Origin of the sequence: Tsukamurella sp. TY48, assembly GCF_019656655.1 — a bacterium.
Lineage (GTDB): Bacteria > Actinomycetota > Actinomycetes > Mycobacteriales > Mycobacteriaceae > Tsukamurella > Tsukamurella strandjordii.
In genome coordinates this window covers 1-23,212 of the sequence record NZ_BPMV01000001.1, presented here as the reverse complement: position 1 = coordinate 23,212, position 23,212 = coordinate 1, and the positions used below count along the sequence as shown (strand labels likewise).

Annotated in this window: 20 protein-coding genes and 3 rRNA genes; 19 read left to right on the top strand and 4 right to left on the bottom strand. The window is 66.4% G+C overall.

Annotation, left to right across the window (positions count from 1 at the left end):
* The first annotated feature begins 14 nt into the window (after positions 1–14).
* Both TTY48_RS00115 and TTY48_RS00110 read left to right on the top strand, forming a co-directional pair.
* The gene (locus tag TTY48_RS00115; RefSeq protein ID WP_220658383.1) at positions 15–1,208 is read left to right on the top strand and encodes a helix-turn-helix domain-containing protein; all 1,194 of its coding nucleotides are present in this window, start codon (positions 15–17) and stop codon (positions 1,206–1,208) included.
* A gap of 28 nt (positions 1,209–1,236) precedes the next feature.
* Complete coding sequence (locus TTY48_RS00110; RefSeq protein WP_220655576.1) at positions 1,237–1,899, top strand: PIG-L deacetylase family protein; 663 nt, start codon at positions 1,237–1,239, stop codon at positions 1,897–1,899.
* Here TTY48_RS00110 and TTY48_RS00105 read toward each other — a convergent pair.
* Positions 1,896–2,114 carry a hypothetical protein gene (locus tag TTY48_RS00105; protein WP_220655575.1) on the bottom strand — a complete coding sequence of 73 codons (219 nt, stop codon included), beginning with the start codon at positions 2,112–2,114 and terminating at the stop codon, positions 1,896–1,898. The genes TTY48_RS00110 and TTY48_RS00105 overlap by 4 nt on opposite strands.
* A gap of 209 nt (positions 2,115–2,323) precedes the next feature.
* Here TTY48_RS00105 and argC point away from each other — a divergent pair, with 209 nt between their 5' ends.
* The 9 genes from argC (at position 2,324) to argH (ending at position 11,270) form a co-directional block, all read left to right on the top strand.
* Positions 2,324–3,358 (top strand): N-acetyl-gamma-glutamyl-phosphate reductase, encoded by a 1,035-nt coding sequence (gene argC / locus TTY48_RS00100; RefSeq protein ID WP_220655574.1) that lies wholly within the window; start codon positions 2,324–2,326, stop codon positions 3,356–3,358.
* On the top strand, positions 3,355–4,557 hold the full coding sequence (gene argJ, locus TTY48_RS00095) for a bifunctional glutamate N-acetyltransferase/amino-acid acetyltransferase ArgJ (RefSeq protein ID WP_220655573.1): 1,203 nt from the start codon (positions 3,355–3,357) through the stop codon (positions 4,555–4,557). Before argC ends, argJ begins: the two co-directional genes overlap by 4 nt.
* On the top strand, positions 4,554–5,459 hold the full coding sequence (gene argB / locus TTY48_RS00090; protein ID WP_220655572.1) for an acetylglutamate kinase: 906 nt from the start codon (positions 4,554–4,556) through the stop codon (positions 5,457–5,459). The genes argJ and argB overlap by 4 nt, the downstream gene beginning before the upstream one ends.
* An 8-nt stretch (positions 5,460–5,467) precedes the next feature.
* A complete protein-coding gene (locus TTY48_RS00085) occupies positions 5,468–6,649 on the top strand; it encodes an acetylornithine transaminase (protein ID WP_220655571.1) in 1,182 nt (393 codons plus the stop codon).
* Positions 6,646–7,584 (top strand): ornithine carbamoyltransferase, encoded by a 939-nt coding sequence (argF, locus tag TTY48_RS00080; protein ID WP_220655570.1) that lies wholly within the window; start codon positions 6,646–6,648, stop codon positions 7,582–7,584. The genes TTY48_RS00085 and argF overlap by 4 nt, the downstream gene beginning before the upstream one ends.
* On the top strand, positions 7,581–8,066 hold the full coding sequence (locus tag TTY48_RS00075) for an arginine repressor (RefSeq protein ID WP_255585434.1): 486 nt from the start codon (positions 7,581–7,583) through the stop codon (positions 8,064–8,066). Before argF ends, TTY48_RS00075 begins: the two co-directional genes overlap by 4 nt.
* Before the next feature lie 113 nt (positions 8,067–8,179).
* Complete coding sequence (locus tag TTY48_RS00070) at positions 8,180–8,395, top strand: hypothetical protein (RefSeq protein ID WP_220655569.1); 216 nt, start codon at positions 8,180–8,182, stop codon at positions 8,393–8,395.
* A 10-nt stretch (positions 8,396–8,405) separates the two neighbouring features.
* Complete coding sequence (gene argG / locus TTY48_RS00065) at positions 8,406–9,827, top strand: argininosuccinate synthase (RefSeq protein WP_220655568.1); 1,422 nt, start codon at positions 8,406–8,408, stop codon at positions 9,825–9,827.
* A gap of 9 nt (positions 9,828–9,836) precedes the next feature.
* Positions 9,837–11,270, top strand: coding sequence for an argininosuccinate lyase (gene argH, locus TTY48_RS00060; RefSeq protein WP_220655567.1), 1,434 nt, complete (start codon positions 9,837–9,839; stop codon positions 11,268–11,270).
* Positions 11,271–11,335: 65 nt separating this feature from the next.
* On the opposite strand, the gene TTY48_RS00055 is transcribed toward argH, so the two are convergent.
* From TTY48_RS00055 to TTY48_RS00045, 3 genes are read right to left on the bottom strand one after another with little or no spacing between them, the layout of a single operon-like run.
* A complete protein-coding gene (locus TTY48_RS00055; protein WP_220655566.1) occupies positions 11,336–11,944 on the bottom strand; it encodes a TetR family transcriptional regulator in 609 nt (202 codons plus the stop codon).
* On the bottom strand, positions 11,941–12,699 hold the full coding sequence (locus TTY48_RS00050; protein ID WP_255585433.1) for an ABC transporter permease: 759 nt from the start codon (positions 12,697–12,699) through the stop codon (positions 11,941–11,943). Before TTY48_RS00050 ends, TTY48_RS00055 begins: the two co-directional genes overlap by 4 nt.
* Positions 12,696–13,427, bottom strand: a complete 732-nt coding sequence (locus TTY48_RS00045; protein ID WP_220655565.1) for an ABC transporter ATP-binding protein — start codon at positions 13,425–13,427, stop codon at positions 12,696–12,698. The genes TTY48_RS00050 and TTY48_RS00045 overlap by 4 nt, the downstream gene beginning before the upstream one ends.
* 150 nt (positions 13,428–13,577) lie before the next feature.
* On the opposite strand from TTY48_RS00045, the gene TTY48_RS00040 reads away from it, so the two are divergent.
* The 8 genes from TTY48_RS00040 to rrf all read left to right on the top strand — a co-directional run bounded on the left by TTY48_RS00040 (position 13,578) and on the right by rrf (position 23,186).
* Positions 13,578–14,069: a DUF4334 domain-containing protein gene (locus tag TTY48_RS00040; protein WP_220655564.1), complete on the top strand. Its 492-nt coding sequence runs from the start codon at positions 13,578–13,580 to the stop codon at positions 14,067–14,069.
* Positions 14,066–15,142 (top strand): NAD(P)-dependent alcohol dehydrogenase, encoded by a 1,077-nt coding sequence (locus tag TTY48_RS00035; RefSeq protein ID WP_220655563.1) that lies wholly within the window; start codon positions 14,066–14,068, stop codon positions 15,140–15,142. Before TTY48_RS00040 ends, TTY48_RS00035 begins: the two co-directional genes overlap by 4 nt.
* A 9-nt stretch (positions 15,143–15,151) precedes the next feature.
* Positions 15,152–15,358 carry a Trm112 family protein gene (locus TTY48_RS00030; protein ID WP_220655562.1) on the top strand — a complete coding sequence of 69 codons (207 nt, stop codon included), beginning with the start codon at positions 15,152–15,154 and terminating at the stop codon, positions 15,356–15,358.
* 26 nt (positions 15,359–15,384) lie between these two features.
* The gene (locus TTY48_RS00025; RefSeq protein ID WP_220658380.1) at positions 15,385–15,954 is read left to right on the top strand and encodes a DNA-3-methyladenine glycosylase; all 570 of its coding nucleotides are present in this window, start codon (positions 15,385–15,387) and stop codon (positions 15,952–15,954) included.
* 34 nt (positions 15,955–15,988) lie between these two features.
* Positions 15,989–17,257: a tyrosine--tRNA ligase gene (gene tyrS / locus TTY48_RS00020; protein WP_220655561.1), complete on the top strand. Its 1,269-nt coding sequence runs from the start codon at positions 15,989–15,991 to the stop codon at positions 17,255–17,257.
* A gap of 652 nt (positions 17,258–17,909) precedes the next feature.
* A 16S ribosomal RNA gene (locus TTY48_RS00015) occupies positions 17,910–19,431 on the top strand.
* Between the two features lie 406 nt (positions 19,432–19,837).
* Positions 19,838–22,929: ribosomal RNA gene (locus TTY48_RS00010) — 23S ribosomal RNA — on the top strand.
* A 140-nt stretch (positions 22,930–23,069) separates the two neighbouring features.
* Positions 23,070–23,186, top strand: a 5S ribosomal RNA gene (gene rrf / locus TTY48_RS00005).
* The 16S, 23S and 5S rRNA genes sit together here, the layout of an rRNA operon.
* Positions 23,187–23,212: the final 26 nt, after the last annotated feature.

Here is a 23,212-nt window from a genome sequence, read left to right as displayed (position 1 = left end):
GAGGCGTGGCACAGATGGTCGAGCCCGCGGTGGCGCATGGTGAGGACCCGCGCTCCTATGCGCGGCTGCTCGCCGAGGTGTACGACGCGACGATGGCCGGTGAACGGCCCCCGGCGCGGCCGCGCGAGGTGATCGGCGACTCCTGGGAGCGGGTGCGTGCCGCGGGGTTGCGGCCCGACGATGATGCCGGCCCGGCCGTGCATTCCGCTGAGGTGGCGCGGTTGCGCCGCGAATCGGGGCTGTCGGGCGTGATCGACGATCTCGCCGGCGGCCTGGCGCCGATCATCGACGGCGGCGCGAGCATCATGGTGGTCTCGGACGCGGAGGGCCGGCTGTTGTGGCGCACCGGTGCCCCGCGGGTGCTGCGCCAGGCCGATGCCCTGGGCTTCGTGGAGGGCGCCGCGTGGGGCGAGAACGATGTGGGGACCAACGCGATCGGTACCGCCCTGGCATCGCGCTCCGCGGTGCAGACCTTCTCCGCGGAGCACTTCGCCCGCAATCAGCACCCGTGGACCTGTTCGGCGGCCCCGATCCGGGATCGCAGGTCCGGCCGCCTCCTGGGCGTGGTGGACGTGAGCGGCCCGGCCCACACCGTGCACCCCACCACGCTGGCGCTGGTCGCGGCTGTGGCGGGACTGGCCGAGGCGCGGCTGCGGGAGGGTCATCAGGCGGGACTCGACCAGCTGCGCACCGTGGCGGCACCGCTGCTCGCCGGAATCCCGGGCCCGGGCCTGGTGGTGGACGCGCACGGATGGGTCGCGGCCGTCGGGCGGCTTTCGCATCGGGCCCGGGTCACCCTGCCCGCGGTGATGGAGGGCTCGCATCTGTGGCTGCCCGAGCTGGGGGAGTGCACCGTCGAACCGCTGCCCGGCGGATGGCTGCTGCGCCCCGTCGAGCCGGCGTCGCCGGCTGAACGCACGCGCGTCACCGTCGATCTGCGCTCGGGGCGCACGCCCGAGGTCAGCGTGGTGGGTGCGGCCGGGCAGTGGCGGCATCAGCTGTCGCCGCGGCACGCGCAGATCCTCGAACTCCTGGCCGACGGGACCGGGCACACCGCGGCGCAGCTCGCGGCGTCGCTGTTCGGCGACGGTTCGCGGGTGGTCACGGTGCGGGCCGAGATCTCCCGGCTCCGGCGTGTGCTCTCCGGACTGATCGCCGCGCAGCCCTACCGATTCGCCGACGGCGTCTCGGTCGAGACGCTGCGCTGAGACCGCGCGACCCTCTAGCGTGGGTGACGTGAGCGACCTGCAGATCTTCCCCGAGGACTGGAACACCGCGCTGGTGCTGGTGGCGCACCCCGACGATCCGGAGTACGGCATGGCCGCCGCCGTGGCCCGTTGGACCGGCCAGGGAAAGACGGTGGCCTACGGGCTCGCCACCTCCGGGGAGGCGGGGATCGAGGGCATGTCGCCCACCACGGCGGGCCCGGTGCGCGAGGAGGAGCAGCGACGGTCCGCGGCCGTCGTCGGCGTGGACGACGTGCGGTTCTGGGGATTCCCGGACTCGAACGTGCGCAACACCCCCGAATTGCGGGCCGCGGTCACGCGGGCGATCGCCGATCACCGCCCGGACGTGGTGATCACCATCTGGGGCGGAGCCGAATGGGCGCCCGGGGCGCCGAACCAGAGCGATCACAGGGAGTTCACCGCCGCCGTCGGAGAGGCGGCGGCCGCCTCCGGGGTCACGGCGTACCAGACCTCACCCGAGCCGACGCTGATCGTGGACGTGACCGGCTACACCGAGCGGGCGGTCGAATCGCTCGCGGAGCACCGGCAGTACCTCTCGGTGCTCGATCCGTCGACGCCCGTCATCGAACAGGCCCGCCAGCAGGTGACATCGGCGTGCCTTCCGCGCGCGGAGTTCGCGCACGCCGTGGGCTTCGTGCCGCTGTCCGGTTAGCTGATGTGGAAGGCCTGGGTGATGTGGTTGCCGCGGGTGTGATCGCCCACCAGGCTCGGGCGTCCGCGACCCATCTTGACCAGCATGGCCCGGTTCTCGACCCGCGGCGCGAAGCCGTCCAGGATGCGGTTCACGGTGCCCCGCACGCCGCGCTCGCGGCGCGCAGTGGCCAGCGACAGCGGCTGCGTCATTGCGTTGGCGTTGTTGTTGCGCATACTCGTTCCTTCGGTGCGTGAGCTGGTTTCGTTACTGGTTTCAACCATGCCGACGGTGGCTGACGGCGAGCTGAGCGCCGGCTGTGGGTTATCGGGGTCCGGGGTGCTCCCGGACCGGACGCTCGGTGAACACCCCGATGGGGGGACGGTGCGGCGGCAGTACGAGGGTCGCGTGTGAATACGCTTGCATAGTCGTGCATAATCATTTCATGACTGTTTCCGTGGCGATCGCGGGCGCCAGTGGGTACGCCGGGGGAGAGATCCTCCGGCTGCTGCTGAACCACCCGCAGTACCTGTCCGGCGAGCTCACCATCGGCGCACTGACCGCCGGAGGCAATGCCGGCAGCACGCTGTTCGAGCATCATCCGCACCTGCTGCCGCTCGCCGACCGCGTGCTCGCGGAGACCACGCCGGACACCCTGCGCGGCCACGATGTGGTCTTCCTCGGCCTGCCCCACGGTAAGTCGGCCGAGATCGCCGAGGCGCTGCCCCCGTCGACCCTCATCATCGACTGCGGCGCCGACTACCGGCTCAAGGACGCGGCCGAGTGGGAGCGCTACTACGGCAGTGCGCACGCCGGCACCTGGCCCTACGGCCTGCCGGAACTCCCCGGCAACCGCGACGTACTGGCCGGTGCCAGCCGGATCGCGGTGCCGGGCTGCTATCCCACGGTCTCCACTCTCGCCCTGCTGCCCGCCGTCGTCTCGGGCATCGTGACGCACGACGTGACCGTGGTCGCCGTCAGCGGTACCTCGGGTGCCGGCCGGGCCGCCAAGGTCGACCTGCTGGCCTCCGAGGTCTTCGGCTCCGCCCGGGCATACGGCGTGACCACCCACCGGCACACCCCGGAGATCAGCCAGAACCTCTCCGCCGCCGCGCACACTCCGGTCACGGTCTCGTTCACGCCCGTGCTGGTGCCCATGGCCCGCGGCATCCTCGCCACCTGCTCCGCGCAGACCCGCGCCACACAGGCGCAGGCCCGCGAGGTGTACGCCGCCGCCTACGCCGACGAGCCCTTCGTGCACCTGCTCCCGGAAGGCGTGCAACCGCAGACGAAGTCGGTGCTCGGCAGCAATGCCGTGCAGGTCCAGGTGGCGGTGGACGAGCGGGCCGGCCGGCTCGTGGCCACCGCCGCCATCGACAACCTCACCAAGGGCACCGGCGGAGGCGCCGTGCAATCCATGAACCTCGCGCTCGGCTGGCCCGAGACCGCCGGCCTGTCCACCGTAGGAGTCGCGCCATGAGCACCTTCAAGCTCGTCCGGAACCAGGGCGTCACCGCGCCCCTCGGCTTCAAGGCCGCGGGCATCGCGGCCGGCATCAAGGCCTCGGGTAAACCCGATCTGGCCCTGGTCTTCAATGAGGGGCCGCACTACGCCGCCGCGGGTGTGTTCACGGCCAACAAGGTTCAGGCGGCGCCCGTGCTGTGGAGCCGTCAGGTTCTCACGGACGGTCACCTGCGCGCGGTGATCCTCAACTCCGGTGGCGCCAACGCGTGCACCGGCCCCGGCGGCTTCCAGGACACCCACGCGACCGCCGAGAAGGTCGCGGAGACGCTGAGCCACTGGGGGACCGAGACCGGTGCCGGCGAGGTCGCGGTCTGCTCGACCGGGCTCATCGGCGATCGTCTGCCGATGGACAAGCTGCTCGCCGGTGTCACCGAGATCGTGCACGAGATGGGTGGCGGCCTCACCGGCGGCACCGATGCGGCGTACGCGATCATGACCACGGACACGGTGCCCAAGGAGGCGGCGCTGCACCATTCGGGCGGATGGAACGTGGGCGGCATGGCGAAGGGCGCCGGAATGCTGGCGCCCTCCCTCGCCACGATGCTCGTCGTGCTCACCACGGATGTGCACGCCACCCCGGAGCAACTCGACGAGGCGCTGCGGCACGCGACGGCGTACACCTTCGACCGGCTCGACGTGGACGGCGCCACCTCGACCAACGACACCGTTCTCCTGTTGAGCAGTGGCGCGAGCGAGAAGACCTGCACGCAGGAGGAACTCAACTCCGCCGTGCGGGAGGTGTGCGACGATCTGGCCGCCCAGCTGCAGGGCGACGCCGAGGGCGTCACCAAGCGGGTCTTGATCACGGTGACCGGCGCGGCCTCCGAGGAGGACGCACTCATCGGTGCCCGCACCATCTGCCGCGACAGCCTGGTCAAGACCGCGCTGTTCGGCAGCGACCCGAACTGGGGCCGGGTGATGGCGGCGATCGGCATCGCGCCGATCGAGCTCGATCCGGACAAACTCACCGTGAGCTTCAACGGCAGCCCGGTGGCGGAGAAGGGGTGCGGCGTACCGGGTGCCCGCGATGTCGATCTCTCCGGGCCGGAGATCGACGTGACCGTCGACCTGGGGCTGGGCCGCGGCACGGCGACGATCCGCACCACCGATCTCTCGCACGCGTACGTCGAAGAGAACTCGGCGTACTCCTCATGAGCGCACCCGATCTCACGCCCCTCGACAAGGCGAACGTGCTCGCCGAGGCCCTGCCCTGGCTGCAGGAGTTCCACGGCAAGACGGTGGTGATCAAGTACGGCGGCAACGCCATGGTCGACGACGATCTCAAGCGCTCCTTCGCTCAGGACATGGTGTTCCTGCGCACCGCCGGGATCCATCCCGTCGTGGTGCACGGCGGCGGCCCCCAGATCAACGCCATGCTGAAGCGGCTCGGCATGGAGGGTGAATTCCGCGGCGGTTTCCGCGTGACCACGCCCGAGGTGATGGATGTGGTCCGGATGGTTCTGTTCGGGCAGGTCGGCCGCGAGCTCGTGGGCCTGATCAACTCGTACGGCCCACTCGCCGTCGGCATGTCGGGCGAGGACGCGCACCTGTTCACGGCCACCCGCCGGCAGGTTGTGGTCGACGGTGAGCCCACCGACATCGGGCTCGTCGGCGACGTCACCGAGGTGAGCCCGGAGGCGGTCAACGATCTCATCGCCGCCGGACGCATCCCGGTGATCTCCACGATCGCCCCCGACGCCGACGGTGTGGTGCACAACATCAACGCCGACACCGCCGCCGCCGCCCTCGCCGAAGCGCTCGGTGCGCAGAAGCTGGTGGTGCTCACCGATGTCGAGGGCCTCTACACGAACTGGCCCGACCGCTCGTCACTCACCTCCGTGATCGACACCGACGCCCTCACCGCGCTGCTGCCGAGCCTCGATGCGGGCATGGTCCCGAAGATGGAGGCCTGCCTGCGGGCCGTGACCGGCGGCGTGCCCACCGCGCACGTGATCGACGGTCGGGTACCGCATTCGGTGCTCCTGGAGCTGTTCACGCGCGAGGGTATCGGCACCATGGTGACCCCTCCGGCCGCCTCCGAATCAACCTGGATCTGAGAGAGACGATGACGAATCAGTCGATGCAGCAGCGGTGGAACGCCGCCGTGATGGACACCTACGGCACACCGCCGATCGCCCTGGTGTCCGGCCGCGGCGCGCAGGTCACCGATGCCGACGGCAAGGAGTACGTCGATCTCCTCGGTGGTATCGCGGTCAACGCCCTGGGGCATGCGCACCCGAAGATCATCGAGGCCGTGACGAAGCAACTGGGCACGCTCGGGCACGTCTCGAACCTGTACATCTCCGAGCCGGTGGTGCGGCTCGCCGAACGGCTCACCGAGGCCGTCGGCGTGCCGGGAACCCGTGTCTTCTTCGGCAATTCGGGTGCCGAGGCCAATGAGGCCGCGATCAAGATCGGCCGGCGCACCGGCCGCACCGCGATGGTCGCCGCCGAGGGAGCCTTCCACGGCCGCACCATGGGCACGCTCACCCTCACCGGTCAGCCGCCCAAGCGCGAGCCCTTCCTGCCGCTCCTGGAATCGGTGACCCACGTGCCCTACGGCGATGTGCCGGCCCTCGAGGCCGCCGCCGAGGGCGCCGCCGCGATCTTCCTGGAGCCGATCATGGGTGAGGGCGGTGTCGTGGTGCCCCCCGAGGGCTATCTCGCCGCCGCCCGCGCCGCGGCCACGAAGGCCGGCGCGCTGTTGGTCTTCGACGAGGTGCAGACCGGGATCGCCCGCACCGGAACGCTCTTCGCGTACCAGAAGGCGGGCGTGACGCCCGATGTCTTCACCCTGGCCAAGGGGCTCGGGGGCGGCCTGCCCATCGGGGCGACGGTGGCCGTCGGTGCCGCCGGTGAACTGCTCACCCCGGGCCAGCACGGAACCACCTTCGGTGGCAACCCGATCGCCGCCGCGGCGGCGAACGCCGTGCTCGACGTGATCGAGGCCGAGGGCCTGGCGGAGCGCGCCGACACCCTCGGCAAGCACATCGCGACGTCGGTCGAATCGCTCGGCCACCCGCTCGTCACCGGCGTCCGCGGTTCGGGCCTCCTGCTCGGCATCACCCTGGCGCAGCCCGTCGCCAAGGCGATCGAGACGGGCGCCCGCGATGCCGGCTTCCTCGTCAACGCCGCCCAGGCCGATGTGGTCCGGCTCGCACCGCCCCTCGTCCTCACCGACGAGCAGGCCGACCGCTTCGTCGCAGCCCTGCCCGCCCTCCTCGATGCAGCCCAGGAGACCTCATGACCCGTCACTTCTTGCGCGACGACGATCTCAGCCCCGCCGAACTCCGCGAGGTCTTGGCGCTCGCCGCGGAACTGAAGGCGGCGCCCTTCTCGCGTCGTCCACTGGAGGGCCCCAAGGGCGTCGGCGTGCTGTTCGACAAGAACTCCACCCGCACTCGGTTCAGCTTCGACGTGGGGATCGCCCAGCTCGGCGGGCACCCCGTGGTGGTCGACAGCAAGTCCACGCAGATGGGCCGCGACGAATCGCTGGCCGACACCGCGCGGGTGCTGTCGCGGTTCGTCGACGCGATCGTGTGGCGGACGTACTCGCAGGCCGGTCTCGAAGAACTGGCGCGGCATTCGACCGTGCCGGTGATCAACGCGCTGTCCGATGACTTCCACCCGTGCCAGATCCTCGCGGATCTGCAGACCATCGCCGAGCGCAAGGGCGCAGAAGGAACCGGGTCGGTCGCAGGTCTCAAGCTCACCTATCTCGGCGATGCGGCCAACAACATGGCCAACAGCTACATGCTGGGCTGTGCGAACGCGGGCATCGACGTCACCGTCAGCGGCCCCGAGGGCTTCCGGCCCGATCCGCGGTTCGTGCAGGCGGCCCGCGAGCGGGCCACGCAGACCGGTGCCGAGGTCAGCGTGATCGACGATCCGGTGCTCGCGGTCGCCGGTGTCGACGTGGTGGTCACCGATACCTGGGTGTCGATGGGGCAGGAGGACGACGGGCTGGACCGCACGGCGCCGTTCCGGCCGTACCAGGTGAACGCCGAACTGCTCGCGCACGCCGATCCCGATGCGATCGTGCTGCACTGCCTGCCCGCCCACCGCGGGGACGAGATCACCGACGACGTGATCGACGGCCCGCAGTCCGCCGTCTTCGACGAGGCCGAGAACCGGTTGCACGCGCAGAAGGCGCTGCTCACCTGGCTGCTGGAGCAGTCATGACCGATCAGCCGCTCGCCACGCGCGCCGGACGGCAGGCGGCGATCGTCGAGATCCTGGCCAATCATCAGGTGCACAGCCAGGCCGAGCTGCAGGCGCTGCTGGTGCGCAACGGGTACGAGGCGACCCAGGCCACGATCTCCCGCGATCTGGACGAGTTGGGTGCCGTGAAGCTGCGCGGTGCCGACGGCGGCACCGGCGTCTACGTGGTTCCCGAGGACGGCTCGCCGGTGCGCGGCGTCTCCGGTGGCACCGAGCGGCTCTCGCGGCTGCTGGGCGAGTTGCTGGTGTCCACCGATCACAGCGGCAACATCTGCGTCCTGCGTACCCCACCCGGGGCGGCCAACTTCCTCGCGAGCGCCCTCGACCGCTCCTCGCTCCCCGAGGTGGTGGGCACCGTCGCCGGCGACGACACCGTGCTCGTGATCGCCCGCGAGCCGTTGACCGGGAAAGACCTCGCCGAGCGCCTGGTGTCGCTGGCATGAGTCGAACCGTGCCGTGTCCGCTGTGCGGGAACGCGACGCCCCGCTACTCGGAGCGGTACGACGCGGTGTGCCCGAGCTGCCATGAGCGGGCGATGTGTTCGCACGGGCAGCGCGTGAACGGCTACAACACCTCGTTCAGCGGAGGGTTCGAGGCGCGGCATGCCGACGACACTGTGTGCGCGCAGGTGACCGGGACCGGGCTGGTAACGGTCGACGGGCGCGCCTGCCGCATGGGCGAGGCCAAGTTCGGCGGTGTCTACGTCGAGCCCGTTCCGCGCGGTGATCCGTCGCCGACCCGCATCGAATCTCCCACCATCGACGACAGATAGGCTCTACCCCATGTCTAAGGTTCTCTCCACCCTGCCCGTCGGCGAGCGCGTCGGCATCGCCTTCTCCGGCGGCCTCGACACCTCCGTGGCCGTCGCCTGGATGCGTGACAAGGGTGCTGTGCCCTGCACTTACACCGCCAACATCGGCCAGCCCGATGAGCCGGACATCGATGCCGTGCCCGGCCGCGCCAAGGAGTACGGCGCCGAGATCGCGCGCCTGGTGGACGTGCAGCCGCTGCTGGTGCAGGAGGGCATCGCCGCCCTGCAGACCGGCGCCTTCCACATCCGCTCGGGCGGCAAGACCTACTTCAACACCACCCCGATCGGCCGCGTCGTGACCGGCACCATGCTGGTGCGGGCCATGAAGGAGGACGGCGTCGACATCTGGGGCGACGGCTCCACCTACAAGGGCAACGACATCGAGCGGTTCTACCGCTACGGCCTCATGGCCAACCCCGCCCTGCGGATCTACAAGCCCTGGCTCGATTCCCAGTTCGTCTCCGAGTTGGGCGGCCGTAAGGAGATGAGCGAGTGGCTCGTCGCGCACGGTTTCCCGTACCGCGACTCCACTGAGAAGGCCTACTCGACCGACGCCAACATCTGGGGCGCCACGCACGAGGCCAAGGACCTGGAATTCCTCAACACGGGCGTGCTCATCGTGGATCCGATCATGGGTGTGGCCCCGTGGGACGAGTCGGTGGAGATCGCGTCCGAGGACGTCACCGTCACGTTCGAGGCCGGTGTTCCGGTGGCCATCAACGGCGTCGAGTACACCGATCAGGTGGAGCTGGTCCGCGAGGCGAACCGCATCGGCGGACGGCACGGACTGGGCATCTCGGATCAGATCGAGAACCGCATCATCGAGGCCAAGTCGCGCGGTATCTACGAGGCGCCCGGCATGGCGCTGCTGCACGCCACGTACGAGCGCCTGGTGAACGCGATCCACAACGAGGACACCATCGCCACCTACCACAACGAGGGCCGCCGTCTGGGCCGCCTGATGTACGAGGGTCGCTGGCTGGACCCGCAGTCGCTCATGCAGCGCGAGGCCATCATCCGCTGGGTCGCCTCCGCAGTCACCGGCTCCGTGACCCTGCGCCTGCGCCGCGGCGACGACTACTCGATCATCGACACCACCGGCCCCAACCTCTCGTACCACCCCGAGAAGCTCTCGATGGAGCGCGTGGGCGATGCCGCCTTCGGCCCCGACGAGCGGATCGGCCAGCTCACCATGCGCAACCTCGACATCGCCGACTCCCGTTCGCGGCTCGAGCAGTACGCGGCACAGGGCATCGTCGCCGGCGAGACCGCCGCGCTGGTGGGCGAGCTGGAGCAGGGCGGCGCCGATGCCATCGTGTCCGGCGGCGAGCGCATCCCTTCCGCGATCGACGAGGCCAGCAACCACGCCGCCTTCGATCTCGGTACCGACTAGGAGATCTCCGTGACCGACAACGCCGGCAAACACGGCACCAACGAGGGCAGCCTGTGGGGCGGACGGTTCGCGTCCGGTCCGGCCGAGGCGATGGCCGCGCTGAGCAAGTCGACGCACTTCGACTGGGCGTTGGCCCCGTACGACGTGCGCGCCTCGCAGGCGCACGCCCGGGTGCTCAACCGCGCCGGGCTGCTGTCCGACGACGACCTCGCCGCCATGCTGGCCGCGCTGGCGCAGCTGGGCGACGATGTCGCCTCGGGCGCCTTCCAACCTGCCGAATCCGATGAGGACGTGCACGGCGCTCTGGAGCGCGGCCTGATCGAGCGGGCCGGCGCCGACGTGGGCGGACGCCTCCGGGCCGGCCGGTCGCGCAACGATCAGGTGGCCACGCTGTTCCGGATGTGGCTGCGGGACGCCGTGCGGCTCATCGCCGTCGGCGTACTCGATGTGGTCGATGCCTTCGTCGAGCAGGCGCGGGCGAACCCCGCAGTGATCCTCCCCGGGAAGACGCACCTGCAGGCCGCGCAGCCGATCCTGCTGTCGCACCACCTGCTCGCGTACACCCATCCGCTGCTGCGCGATGTGCAGCGGCTGCAGGACCTGGACAAGCGGATCGCGATCTCGCCCTACGGCTCCGGCGCGCTCGCCGGATCGTCGCTGGGGCTCGACCCCGACGCCATCGCGGCCGATCTCGGCTTCGATTCGGCTGCGGACAACAGCCTCGATGCGACCGCGTCCCGGGACTTCGCGGCCGAGGCGGCGTACGTCTTCGCGCAGATCGCGGTCGACCTGTCCCGGTGGTCCGAAGATGTGATCCTGTGGAGCACCGCGGAATTCGGCTACGTGACCTTGGCGGACGCCTGGTCCACGGGAAGCTCGATCATGCCGCAGAAGAAGAACCCGGATGTCGCGGAGCTCTCGCGGGGTAAGGCCGGCCGGCTGATCGGCAACCTGTCCGGGCTGCTGGCCACGCTCAAGGCGCAGCCGCTCGCGTACAACCGCGATCTGCAGGAGGACAAGGAGCCCGTCTTCGACTCCGTCGAGCAGCTGCGGCTGCTGCTGCCCGCCGTCGCAGGACTCACCGCCACGCTCACCTTCCACCCGGACCGGATGGCCGAGCTGGCGCCCGCCGGCTTCACGCTGGCCACCGACGTGGCCGAGTGGATGGTGCGGCAGGGCATCCCGTTCCGCGTGGCGCACGAGGCCGCGGGGGAGTGCGTGCAGGCGGCCGAGTCCCGCGGCGTGGGTCTCGACGGGCTCACCGACGAGGAGTTCGCCGCGATCCACCCGGCCCTCACCCCGCAGGTCCGCGAGGTGCTCACGGTGAGCGGCTCCGTGGGCTCTCGCAGCGCCCGGGGCGGCACCGCACCGTCGGCGGTCGGGCGGCAACTCGAGGCGGTCACCTCGACTCTCCCCGCCCTCCGCGCCTGGGCCGGCGCCTGACCACGTCCTCGATCGAACACCGTTACCGCGGCACCCACCTGGGCGAATCGTCGCGGTAACGGTGTTCACGTGCGTTGGGGGCGGGCGAGCGGGCCCGTGATCGCCTGCTGGAGTGGGGGAGCGGCGAGGTTCACGACCTCGTCGACGGTGAGCGAGGCGACCGGCTCGAAGCGCACCACGTAGCGCGCCACCAGGAGTCCGAAGACCTGCGCCACCATGAGGTTCGCGCGCAGAGCGCCGTCGCCGGGGCCCGCGTCGAGCCGGGCGACGAACTCGCCGAGCACGATCTCCAGCAGGAAGCCGCGGACGAGCCCGGGATCGCCGTCGTTGCCCAGGTTGGTGCGGATCACGGCCACACCCACCTCGCGCAGGGGTCCGTCCCACAGCGTGAGGAGTGCGCGCAACAGGGTGCGTGCAGCATCGTCGAGGGGTACCTCGCGGAGCGGGATGCGAACGGCATCGGGGTCGACGGGGATCGCCAGGGCGTCGAGATACAGCTGCTGCTTCGTGCCGAAGTAGTGATGCACCAGAGCGGAATCCACACCCGCGTCCGCGGCGATCCGGCGCACCGTAGTTCCTGCCATACCTCCGCGGGCGAACGCGGCCCGTGCGGCATCGAGGATCTCGGCGCGGGTATCGGGGCTTCCCGACCGCCGGCCGGAGCGTCGCGTCACGCCGTCGTGCGCGGCAAGGTCGCCGCCGCCAACGCCAGCCCGACCACCGCGAACCCGGCGACCACCGCGAGCGACGCCCACATCGTGCCGGTCGCCTGCGCATGCGTCCCGACCTCCTGCAGGGCCTTCACGGCATAGGTCATGGGCAGCACATCGGCGATCGCGCGCAGCCAGCCCGGCATGTGATCGAGCGGAACCAGAAGGCCGCACAGGAAGATCTGCGGTACCACCACCACCGGCATCAACTGCACCGCCTGGAACTCGGTGCGCGCGAACGCGCTGCACAGCAGCCCGAGTGCCACACCGAGCCACGCATCGACCACGGCGATCAGCACCACGAGCCACACGCTGCCGGCGGTGGTCAGACCCAGGAGGTACACCGCGACGGCGGTCGCGACCACGGCCTGCGCCGTGGCGGCCGCGCTGAATCCCGCCGCGTAGCCGAACAACAGGTCCGCCTTGGCCATCGGCGTGGTGAGAAGGCGCTCCAGCGTGCCCGATGCCCGCTCGCGCTGCATCGCGATCGAGGTCACGATGAACATCAGCGCGAAGGGCAGTACCCCGAGCAGTACCAGCGCCACCCGGTTGAACAGGGCCGGCCCGCCCGGCGCATCGCGGTACAGGAAGTACAGGAGCGTGAGCAGCGCGGTCGGCACCACCACGATGAGCGCGATGGTCCGCGGATCGGCGCGCAATTGGCGGAGTACGCGGACGGTGGTGGCGCGCGTGATGCTGGGGTTCAGGACGGTGCTCACGCCGCTGCCTCCTGCTCGCGGACGAGGGTGAGGAAGGCCTCGTCCAGGTTGGGTGCGCCCGTGCGGCGCAACAGCTCCGCCGGTGTGGAGGAGGCCACTAACCGGCCCTCGCGCAGCAGGATGAGCTCGGCGCAGTGCGCGGCCTCGTCCATCACGTGGCTCGACACGAGGAGCGTGGTGCCGCCGGCCGCCATCGCGGTGAACCGGTCCCACAGCTCGGCGCGCAGGAGCGGATCGAGCCCGACGGTGGGCTCGTCGAGGATGAGCAGCTCCGGGTGCGCCACGAGCGCGCAGGCGATGCTGACGCGCGATCGCTGCCCACCCGACAGGGCGTCGGCGCGGCGATCGGCCAGGGCATCGAGGCCGACGGCGGCGATGGCCTCGGACACATCGGTTCTCGCGCTCGCCCGCCGGTCCGGATAGAGCGCACCGAAGTACGAGACGTTCTGGCGCACGGTGAGATCGCCGTACACCGCGGGGGACTGCGTGGTGTATCCGACGCGGGTCCGCAGACCGGCGCTTCCGGCCGGGCTGCCGAGCACCGTCGCCGTGCCGCTCGTGATGCGCTGGGCGCCGACGATCACCCGCATCAGCGTGGTCTTCCCGGAGCCGGACGGGCCGAGCAGCCCGGTGATCGCACCGGGCGCGATATCGGTGTCGATGTGGTCGAGCACGGTGACGCCGGAGCGCACCACGGTGAGCTGGGAGAGTGCGATCGCGCTGGTCATATCGTCTCCAACAATTCATTGATCGATGAATTCATCGATGGGTGAATCGTGCGCCCGGGGTGGGCTGCGCGTCAAGACCCGCCGATCGCAAACCTGCGAACGTGTTCTCGTTTCGGTGGCGCGGCGGAGAATCATCGATAACATCGAGGGATGACCGCTGAGCGCACCGTGCGCGATCTCATCGACGATCCGCGCCAATCCGAACCCGAGGAGCTCGCAACGCTGTTCGCGCAGCTCGAGCCCGTGAGCATCGACTTCATGCTGGGCGACTGGCACGGCGGTGAGTTGCCCTCCGGCCACCCGATGGACGGCGCGCTCGCCAAGGCGCGCTGGTACGGCAAGAGCTTCCGCTCGGCGAACGACGTGCAGCCGCTGGTGTGCCTGGACGACGAGGGGGCGAAGTACTCCAACGTCGCACTGGGCAAGGGGGAGGCGAGCCTGCGGCTGATCGACTTCGACGGCACGGTGACCGCCTCGATGGTCTACGACGGCCAGCCCGTGATCGATCACTTCGCCAAGGTCGACGAGGACACGGTGATGGGCATCATGACCGGGAAGAAGCTCGCGGCGCCGTACTTCTACTTCTATCTCGAGCGGGACAGCCGGCCGGCACCCTCCGGCGGCTGTCTGGCGGACCGATGACGAGCACCGTCGCGCGGGTCGTCGCAGCGCCGGGCGAGGCACCGTCGAGCCTCGAGGTGCAGATCCCGGACCCCACCGGGAATCAGGTTCTCGTCCGGATCGCCGCGGTCGGTGTGTGCCACACCGATCTCACTCTCGCCGCGCAGTGGCCCGAGCAGGGCATGCCCGTGATCCTCGGTCACGAGGGCGCCGGCGTGGTGGAGGCCCTCGGGCCCGATGCGCGCGGTCTCGCGGTGGGCGACCGCGTGAGCCTCACCTTCGACAGCTGCGGTGGATGCGAGTTCTGCGCGGGCGGCACGCCCGGTTACTGCGAGCAGGCGATCGTGCGGAACTACCTGGGGCTCCCGGGGATACGGTCCGGCGAGACCGCCGTCACGGGCGGCTTCTTCGGCCAGTCCAGCTTCGCCGGATACGCCCTGGCCACCGACCGCAACGTGATTCCGATCGGCGATCTGCCCTTCGAGCTCGCCGCCCCGCTGGGATGCAGCGTGCAGACGGGCGTGGGTACCGTGACGCGGGCCCTGAAAGTACAAGCGGGACAGTCGGTCGTGGTGTTCGGCACCGGTGCCGTGGGGCTCGCGGCGGTGATGGGGGCGAAGCTCGCGGGTGCCACCACCATCGTCGCGGTGGATCCGCGCGAGGACCGGCGCGAGCTCGCGCTGTCGCTCGGCGCGACGCATGCGGTGGAGGCGGGACCGCAAGCGGCGCACCAGGTGATCGAGGCGACCGGTGGGGGCGCCCACGCGGCGGTCGACACCACCGCGCGGCCTGAGGTGCTCACGCAGGCGGTCCTCGCGCTGCGCCCCCGGGGCGCGCTCGCGGTGGTGGGCCTCGGCGCACCGTCGGCCGAATTGCCGGTCATGCTCATCATGACCCGCGGGCTGCGGGTGATCGGCGTGATCGAGGGCGATTCCGAGCCCTCGGAGTTCCTGCCCGAGCTCGCTCAGGCGGTCCGCGAGGGACGGCTGCCGGTGGACCGGATCGTGACGCCGTTCGCCGACTTCGACGAGGCGTGGTCGGCGGCGAAGGAGGGGACGGCGGTCAAGCCCGTGTGGGTGCCGCCCGCTGGGTAGCATGGCGGCATGGCCATCGACGCGACGCTGCTCAAGATCCTCGCCTGCCCGCAGGACAAGGGGCCGCTGCTGTACGTGCCCGATGAGTTGTTCTACAACCCGCGGCTCCGTCGTGCGTACCCGATCGAGGATGGTCTGCCCGTTCTTCTGATCACCGAGGCTCGCGACGTCGACAACGCCGAACACGAGTCGATCCTGGCGCGCGCTGCCGGGTAACTCGTCACGTGACGAATGTCCGCGACATGCGGGAACGGCTCGCTGACCACCCACTTCGCGCTGCACGCCTGATTCTGGGATCCGTCCTGGAGGTCGGACCGGTGCGGGCGCGGATCGTGGAGGTCGAGGCCTACGGCTCTCCCGAGTACGGGCGCTGGCCCGATCCGGCGGCGCACACGTATCCCGGCCCGACACCTCGTAACGAGGTGATGTTCGGGCCGGCGGGTCACCTGTACGTGTACCTGTCGTACGGCATCCACCAATGCGTGAACATCACCGCCGGACCCGACGGGGAGGGCGGCGGCGTCCTGCTGCGCGCCGCGTCGATCGAATCCGGCCTCGACCTGGTGCGGGAGCGCCGCGGAGTCCGCGATCCCGATGCCCGGCTCGCTGCCGGACCCGGCCGGCTCGGCCAGGCACTGGGGATCACCGTGGCCGACAAGGGAATCGACGTGCTCACCCCGGATTCCGAGGTCCGGCTTCAGATCGCCGCCCGACGGGGCCCGGTGGCCTCCGGCCCGCGGATCGGCATCACCAAGGCGGTCGATCTGCCCTGGCGGCTGTGGTTGCAGGGCCACCCATCGGTGAGCCGCTGACCACGCACTATCGCCGGTCGTCCACAATGGACGGGTGAGTGCAGACATCCTCGAGGAACTGTCCTGGCGCGGCCTGATCGCGCAGTCCACCGACATCGAGGCGCTCCGCGAGCGCCTGGCAGCGGGGCCGATCACGCTCTATGCCGGGTTCGATCCGACCGCATCGTCGCTGCACGCCGGCCACCTCGTCCAGCTGCTCACGCTGCGCCGTTTCCAGGAGGCCGGACACCGTCCGATCGTTCTCGGCGGCGGAGCGACCGGCCAGGTCGGCGACCCGCGGGACGTGGGGGAGCGCGTGATGAACTCCGTGGACACGGTTGCCGAGTGGGCGGCGAAGATCGACACCCAGCTGCAGCGGTTCGTCTCCTTCGACGGCGAGAACGCCGCGATCCTGGTGAACAACCTGGACTGGCACGGGCAGATGAACGTGCCCACCTTCCTGCGCGATGTGGGCAAGCACTTCTCGATCAACGTGATGCTCGCGCGCGACACGGTCAAGCGCCGGCTCGAATCCGACGGGATCAGCTACACCGAGTTCAGCTACATGCTGCTCCAGGCGTACGACTACGTGGAGCTGGCCCGCCGCTACGACACCGCGCTGCAGATCGGCGGCTCCGACCAGTGGGGCAACATCGTGGCCGGGGTCGACCTGAACCGGAAGATCGACGGCCGGCACGTGCACGCGCTGACCACGCAGCTGGTGACCTCGTCGGACGGCAAGAAGTTCGGCAAGTCCACTGGCGGGGGTTCGCTCTGGCTCGATCCGGAGATGACCAGCCCGTACGCCTGGTACCAGTACTTCGTGAACACGGCGGATGCCGACGTCATCCGCTACCTGCGCTGGTTCACCTTCCTCACGCAGGAGGAGATCGCCGAGCTGGAGCGCGAGACCGCCGAGGCGCCGCAGAAGCGCACCGCGCAGAAGCGCCTGGCGGCGGAGATGACGAACCTCGTGCACGGGGAGGAGCACACCCGCGCCGTGGAACTCGCCTCGCAGGCCCTGTTCGGTCGTGGTGATCTGGGCGATCTCCCGGAGAACACACTGGCCGCGGCGCTCGAGGAGGCCTCCGTCGCGGAGGTCGCCCCGGGGGAGTCGCGCACGATCGTCGACCTGCTGGTGGCCACGGGACTCTGCGAATCCAAGGGCGCCGCACGTCGCGCCGTCCGGGAGGGCGGGGCCTACGCGAACAACGTGAAGATCGACGCCGAGGAGTGGGAACCCACCTCCGAGAGCCTTCTCCACGGCTCCTGGCTGGTGCTGCGCCGCGGAAAAAAGTCGTTCGCGGGTGCCCGGATCCTTTGAGTCTGTTAACTGCGCAGGTCAGAAGCTCGACGATCGGTCGGTGAGGCCGGATTCGACGCCGGAACAACGCGATGTGCGACGGATCACATCGGTGGGATTTCCGGGGCCTCCGGCGAGCGCAAGCCTCTGACCTGCGCAGATTAACGGCAAGTTACAGGCTGACCAGCGGATTTGATTGTTCGTTCCACGGTGCGTAACTTATTCCAAGTCAGCGAGACGCCGACCAGGACGGGGCCGAAAAGCCCAGGTCAGACGGCAGATCGAAGACCCGGCAAGATTCACGAGCCAGCCCCGGATTTGACTCCGAGACAGACTCTGATCTAAGCTGGAACGGTTGCTCCAGAGAGGCCCGCCTTGACAGGCGAGTTACAACGGAGTAACTTCGAACAAGTGCCTGCGAAGGTGCGGGCCAGACCCAGAGGGTGTGGCCGGCCGCGTTGGGCGTGTTCTTTGAGAACTCAACAGTGTGTCGATGAATTGTCAGTGCCAAATTTTTTGGCACGCATGGAACAACGTTTCTGTTGTTTTGTGTTGTGGCTTTTCTCGTTTATTTCTTTGCGAGATATATTTTTGAAGACATTGATTTTGTCAGTGTTTTCGTTTTGTTCAGGATTTCCTGATTATGCTGAAACATTTTGTGTTTCTAGTGTTTTTTATGGAGAGTTTGATCCTGGCTCAGGACGAACGCTGGCGGCGTGCTTAACACATGCAAGTCGAACGGTAAGGCCCTTTCGGGGGTACACGAGTGGCGAACGGGTGAGTAACACGTGGGTGACCTGCCCTGTACTTCGGGATAAGCCTGGGAAACTGGGTCTAATACCGGATATGACCTTCTCCTGCATGGGGGTTGGTGGAAAGCTTTTGCGGTACAGGATGGGCCCGCGGCCTATCAGCTTGTTGGTGGGGTAATGGCCTACCAAGGCGACGACGGGTAGCCGGCCTGAGAGGGCGACCGGCCACACTGGGACTGAGACACGGCCCAGACTCCTACGGGAGGCAGCAGTGGGGAATATTGCACAATGGGCGCAAGCCTGATGCAGCGACGCCGCGTGAGGGATGACGGCCTTCGGGTTGTAAACCTCTTTCAGTAGGGACGAAGCGCAAGTGACGGTACCTACAGAAGAAGCACCGGCCAACTACGTGCCAGCAGCCGCGGTAATACGTAGGGTGCAAGCGTTGTCCGGAATTACTGGGCGTAAAGAGCTCGTAGGCGGTTTGTCACGTCGTCTGTGAAAACCCGAGGCTTAACCTCGGGCCTGCAGGCGATACGGGCAGACTTGAGTACTGTAGGGGAGACTGGAATTCCTGGTGTAGCGGTGGAATGCGCAGATATCAGGAGGAACACCGGTGGCGAAGGCGGGTCTCTGGGCAGTAACTGACGCTGAGGAGCGAAAGCGTGGGTAGCGAACAGGATTAGATACCCTGGTAGTCCACGCCGTAAACGGTGGGTACTAGGTGTGGGTTTCCTTCCACGGGATCCGTGCCGTAGCTAACGCATTAAGTACCCCGCCTGGGGGAGTACGGCCGCAAGGCTAAAACTCAAAGGAATTGACGGGGGCCCGCACAAGCGGCGGAGCATGTGGATTAATTCGATGCAACGCGAAGAACCTTACCTGGGTTTGACATATAGAGGATCGCCGGAGAGATTCGGTTTGCCTTGTGCCTTCTATACAGGTGGTGCATGGCTGTCGTCAGCTCGTGTCGTGAGATGTTGGGTTAAGTCCCGCAACGAGCGCAACCCTTGTCTCATGTTGCCAGCACGTAATGGTGGGGACTCGTGAGAGACTGCCGGGGTCAACTCGGAGGAAGGTGGGGATGACGTCAAGTCATCATGCCCCTTATGTCCAGGGCTTCACACATGCTACAATGGCGCGTACAGAGGGCTGCGATACCGTGAGGTGGAGCGAATCCCTTAAAGCGCGTCTCAGTTCGGATTGGGGTCTGCAACTCGACCCCATGAAGTCGGAGTCGCTAGTAATCGCAGATCAGCAACGCTGCGGTGAATACGTTCCCGGGCCTTGTACACACCGCCCGTCACGTCATGAAAGTCGGTAACACCCGAAGCCGGTGGCCTAACCCCTTGTGGGAGGGAGCTGTCGAAGGTGGGATTGGCGATTGGGACGAAGTCGTAACAAGGTAGCCGTACCGGAAGGTGCGGCTGGATCACCTCCTTTCTAAGGAGCATTTAGTGCCGTTTCGAGCCCGAGTGTGGTTCGGCGGTCGCTCAATTGGGTGGAACACTGACTTTCCTTTCCTGCCTTTGGGTGGGTGGGGTTCATCGATACACTGTTGGGTGTCTGAGAGGGCACGTTCTTCTCTTGCTGTTGCATGTCTGTGCTGACGTACTGGGCCTCGTTTGTGGGGTGTGGGTTGGTGGCGGTGTGATGGTGTGTGTTGTTTGAGAATTGTATAGTGGACGCGAGCATCAACTTCTGTTCCAGTTTTCTGGTTCAGTGGTTTTTGTTTCTGTAATTTTACATGTTTCTGTGTAAGCATTTTGTTTGTGTTTTTTTTGGCGCTTTGATGTCATGAGGGCGCAGCGAGCATGCGTTGTTGTGTGTTTGGTGTGTGTTTTGTGTGTTGTAAGTGTCTAAGGGCGCACGGTGGATGCCTTGGCGCAAGGAGCCGATGAAGGACGTGGGAGGCTGCGATATGCCTCGGGGAGCTGTCAACCGAGCTGTGATCCGAGGATTTCCGAATGGGGAAACCCAGCACCAGTCATGTGGTGTTACCTGCCGCTGAATATATAGGCGGTGTGGAGGGAACGAGGGGAAGTGAAACATCTCAGTACCCTCAGGAAGAGAAAACAATAGTGATTCCGTGAGTAGTGGCGAGCGAAAGCGGATGAGGCTAAACCATGCACATGTGATACCGGGTAGGGGTTGTGTGTGTGGTGTTGTGGGGTTCATCTTTCCAGTTCTACCTGGCTGGACGACAGTAAGAAATCATCATGTTAGGTGAAGTGGCCTGGAATGGTCTGCCGGAGAGGGTGAGAGTCCTGTAACCGAAAACGTGGTGACTGTTGTGATGGATTCCCGAGTAGCAGCGGGCCCGTGAAATCCGCTGTGAATCTGCCGAGACCACTCGGTAAGCCTAAATACTACCTTGCGACCGATAGCGGACTAGTACCGTGAGGGAAAGGTGAAAAGTACCCCGGGAGGGGAGTGAAATAGTACCTGAAACCGTGTGCTTACAATCCGTCAGAGCCCTCGTTGTGGGGTGATGGCGTGCCTTTTGAAGAATGAGCCTGCGAGTCAGTGCTCGGTGGCGAGGTTAACCCGTTGTGGGGTAGCCGTAGCGAAAGCGAGTCCGAATAGGGCGTTTGAGTCGCCGGGTCTGGACCCGAAGCGGAGTGATCTACCCATGGCCAGGGTGAAGCAGCAGTAAGATGTTGTGGAGGCCCGAACCCACTTAGGTTGAAAACTGAGGGGATGAGCTGTGGGTAGGGGTGAAAGGCCAATCAAACTCCGTGATAGCTGGTTCTCCCCGAAATGCATTTAGGTGCAGCGTCACGTGTTTCTTGCCGGAGGTAGAGCTACTGGATGGCCGATGGGCCCTCACAGGTTACTGACGTCAGCCAAACTCCGAATGCCGGTAAGTGAGAACGTGGCAGTGAGACTGCGGGGGATAAGCTTCGTAGTCGAGAGGGAAACAGCCCAGATCGCCGGCTAAGGCCCCTAAGCGTGTACTAAGTGGAAAAGGATGTCCGGTCGCGAAGACAACCAGGAGGTTGGCTTAGAAGCAGCCACCCTTGAAAGAGTGCGTAATAGCTCACTGGTCTAGTGGCTGGGCGCCGACAATGTAGCGGGGCTCAAGTACACCGCCGAAGCCGCGGCACTCACAGTTTTGACTGTGGGTGGGTAGGGGAGCGTCGTGCAGCCGTAGAAGCAGCAGGGTGACCTAGTTGTGGAGGCTGCGCGAGTGAGAATGCAGGCATGAGTAGCGAATGGCAAGTGAGAAACTTGTCCTCCGGATGACCAAGGGTTCCTGGGCTAGGTTAATCCTCCCAGGGTGAGTCGGGACCCTAAGGCGAGGCCGACAGGCGTAGTCGATGGACAACGGGTTGATATTCCCGTACCCGTGTCAGATCGCCCCTGATGAATCAGTTGTACTAACCGTCCTGAAGCTCATCGATCACCTTCGGGTGACATTTGAGTGGATGCACGGGACCTCGGCTGGTAGTAGTCAAGCGATGGGGTGACGCAGGAAGGTAGTGGGGCCAGTCAGTGGTTGTACTGGTGTAAGCCTGTAGGGCGAGATCTAGGCAAATCCGGATCTCATTGAGCCTGAGAGGTGATGCGTAGCCGTTGCGGCGAATTCCATGATCCTATGCTGCCGAGAAAAGCCTCTAGCGAGATCTGATGTGGCCCGTACCCCAAACCAACACAGGTGGTCAGGTAGAGAATACCAAGGAGATCGAGAGAACTGTGGTTAAGGAACTCGGCAAAATGCCCCCCGTAACTTCGGGAGAAGGGGGGACCTCGCATGGTGACCGGATTTACTCCGTGAGCTGTGTGGGGTCGCAGAGACCAGAGAGAAGCGACTGTTTACTAAAAACACAGGTCCATGCGAAGTCGTAAGACGATGTATATGGACTGACGCCTGCCCGGTGCTGGAAGGTTAAGAGGACCGGTTAGCCGTAAGGCGAAGCTGAGAATTTAAGCCCCAGTAAACGGCGGTGGTAACTATAACCATCCTAAGGTAGCGAAATTCCTTGTCGGGTAAGTTCCGACCTGCACGAATGGCGTAACGACTTCTCTGCTGTCTCAACCACAGACTCGGCGAAATTGCAGTACGAGTAAAGATGCTCGTTACGCGCGGCAGGACGAAAAGACCCCGGGACCTTCACTATAGCTTGGTATTGGTGTTCGGTTCGGTTTGTGTAGGATAGGTGGGAGACTGTGAAGCGGGCACGCCAGTGTTCGTGGAGTCGTTGTTGAAATACCACTCTGATCGTATTGGATACCTTAACCTCGGACCATGATCTGGTTCAGGGACAGTGCCTGGTGGGTAGTTTAACTGGGGCGGTTGCCTCCCAAAATGTAACGGAGGCGCCCAAAGGTTCCCTCAGCCTGGTTGGCAATCAGGTGTTGAGTGCAAGTGCACAAGGGAGCTTGACTGTGAGACTGACAGGTCGAGCAGGGACGAAAGTCGGGACTAGTGATCCGGCACCGGCAAGTGGAAGCGGTGTCGCTCAACGGATAAAAGGTACCCCGGGGATAACAGGCTGATCTTCCCCAAGAGTCCATATCGACGGGATGGTTTGGCACCTCGATGTCGGCTCGTCGCATCCTGGGGCTGGAGTAGGTCCCAAGGGTTGGGCTGTTCGCCCATTAAAGCGGCACGCGAGCTGGGTTTAGAACGTCGTGAGACAGTTCGGTCTCTATCCGCCGCGCGCGTTAGAAACTTGAGGAAGGCTGTCCCTAGTACGAGAGGACCGGGACGGACGAACCTCTGGTGTGCCAGTTGTTCCACCAGGAGCACGGCTGGTTGGCTACGTTCGGAAGGGATAACCGCTGAAAGCATCTAAGCGGGAAGCCTGTTCCAAGATTAGGTTTCTCACCACCTTGAGTGGGTAAGACCCCCTACAGACTATGGGGTTGATAGGCCAGAACTGGAAGCGCAGTAATGCGTGTAGGTGACTGGTACTAATCGGTCGAGGACTTACCACACACATAACATTCGCCAAAACGAACACGTGTGTGCTAACAAGAGCATGTAACAATGAAGAATCCAGCCGCTTCGACGGTTGGGTCGCGTCCACTATGCAATGTCTGAGACAGCACACGACTGTGTGTTTGTTTCGCAGTGTTACGGCGGCCATAGCGGAGGGGAAACGCCCGGCTCCATTCCGAACCCGGAAGCTAAGCCCTCCAGCGCCGATGGTACTGCACTCGTGAGGGTGTGGGAGAGTAGGACACCGCCGGACTAAAATTAGATACAGGATGAAAGCCC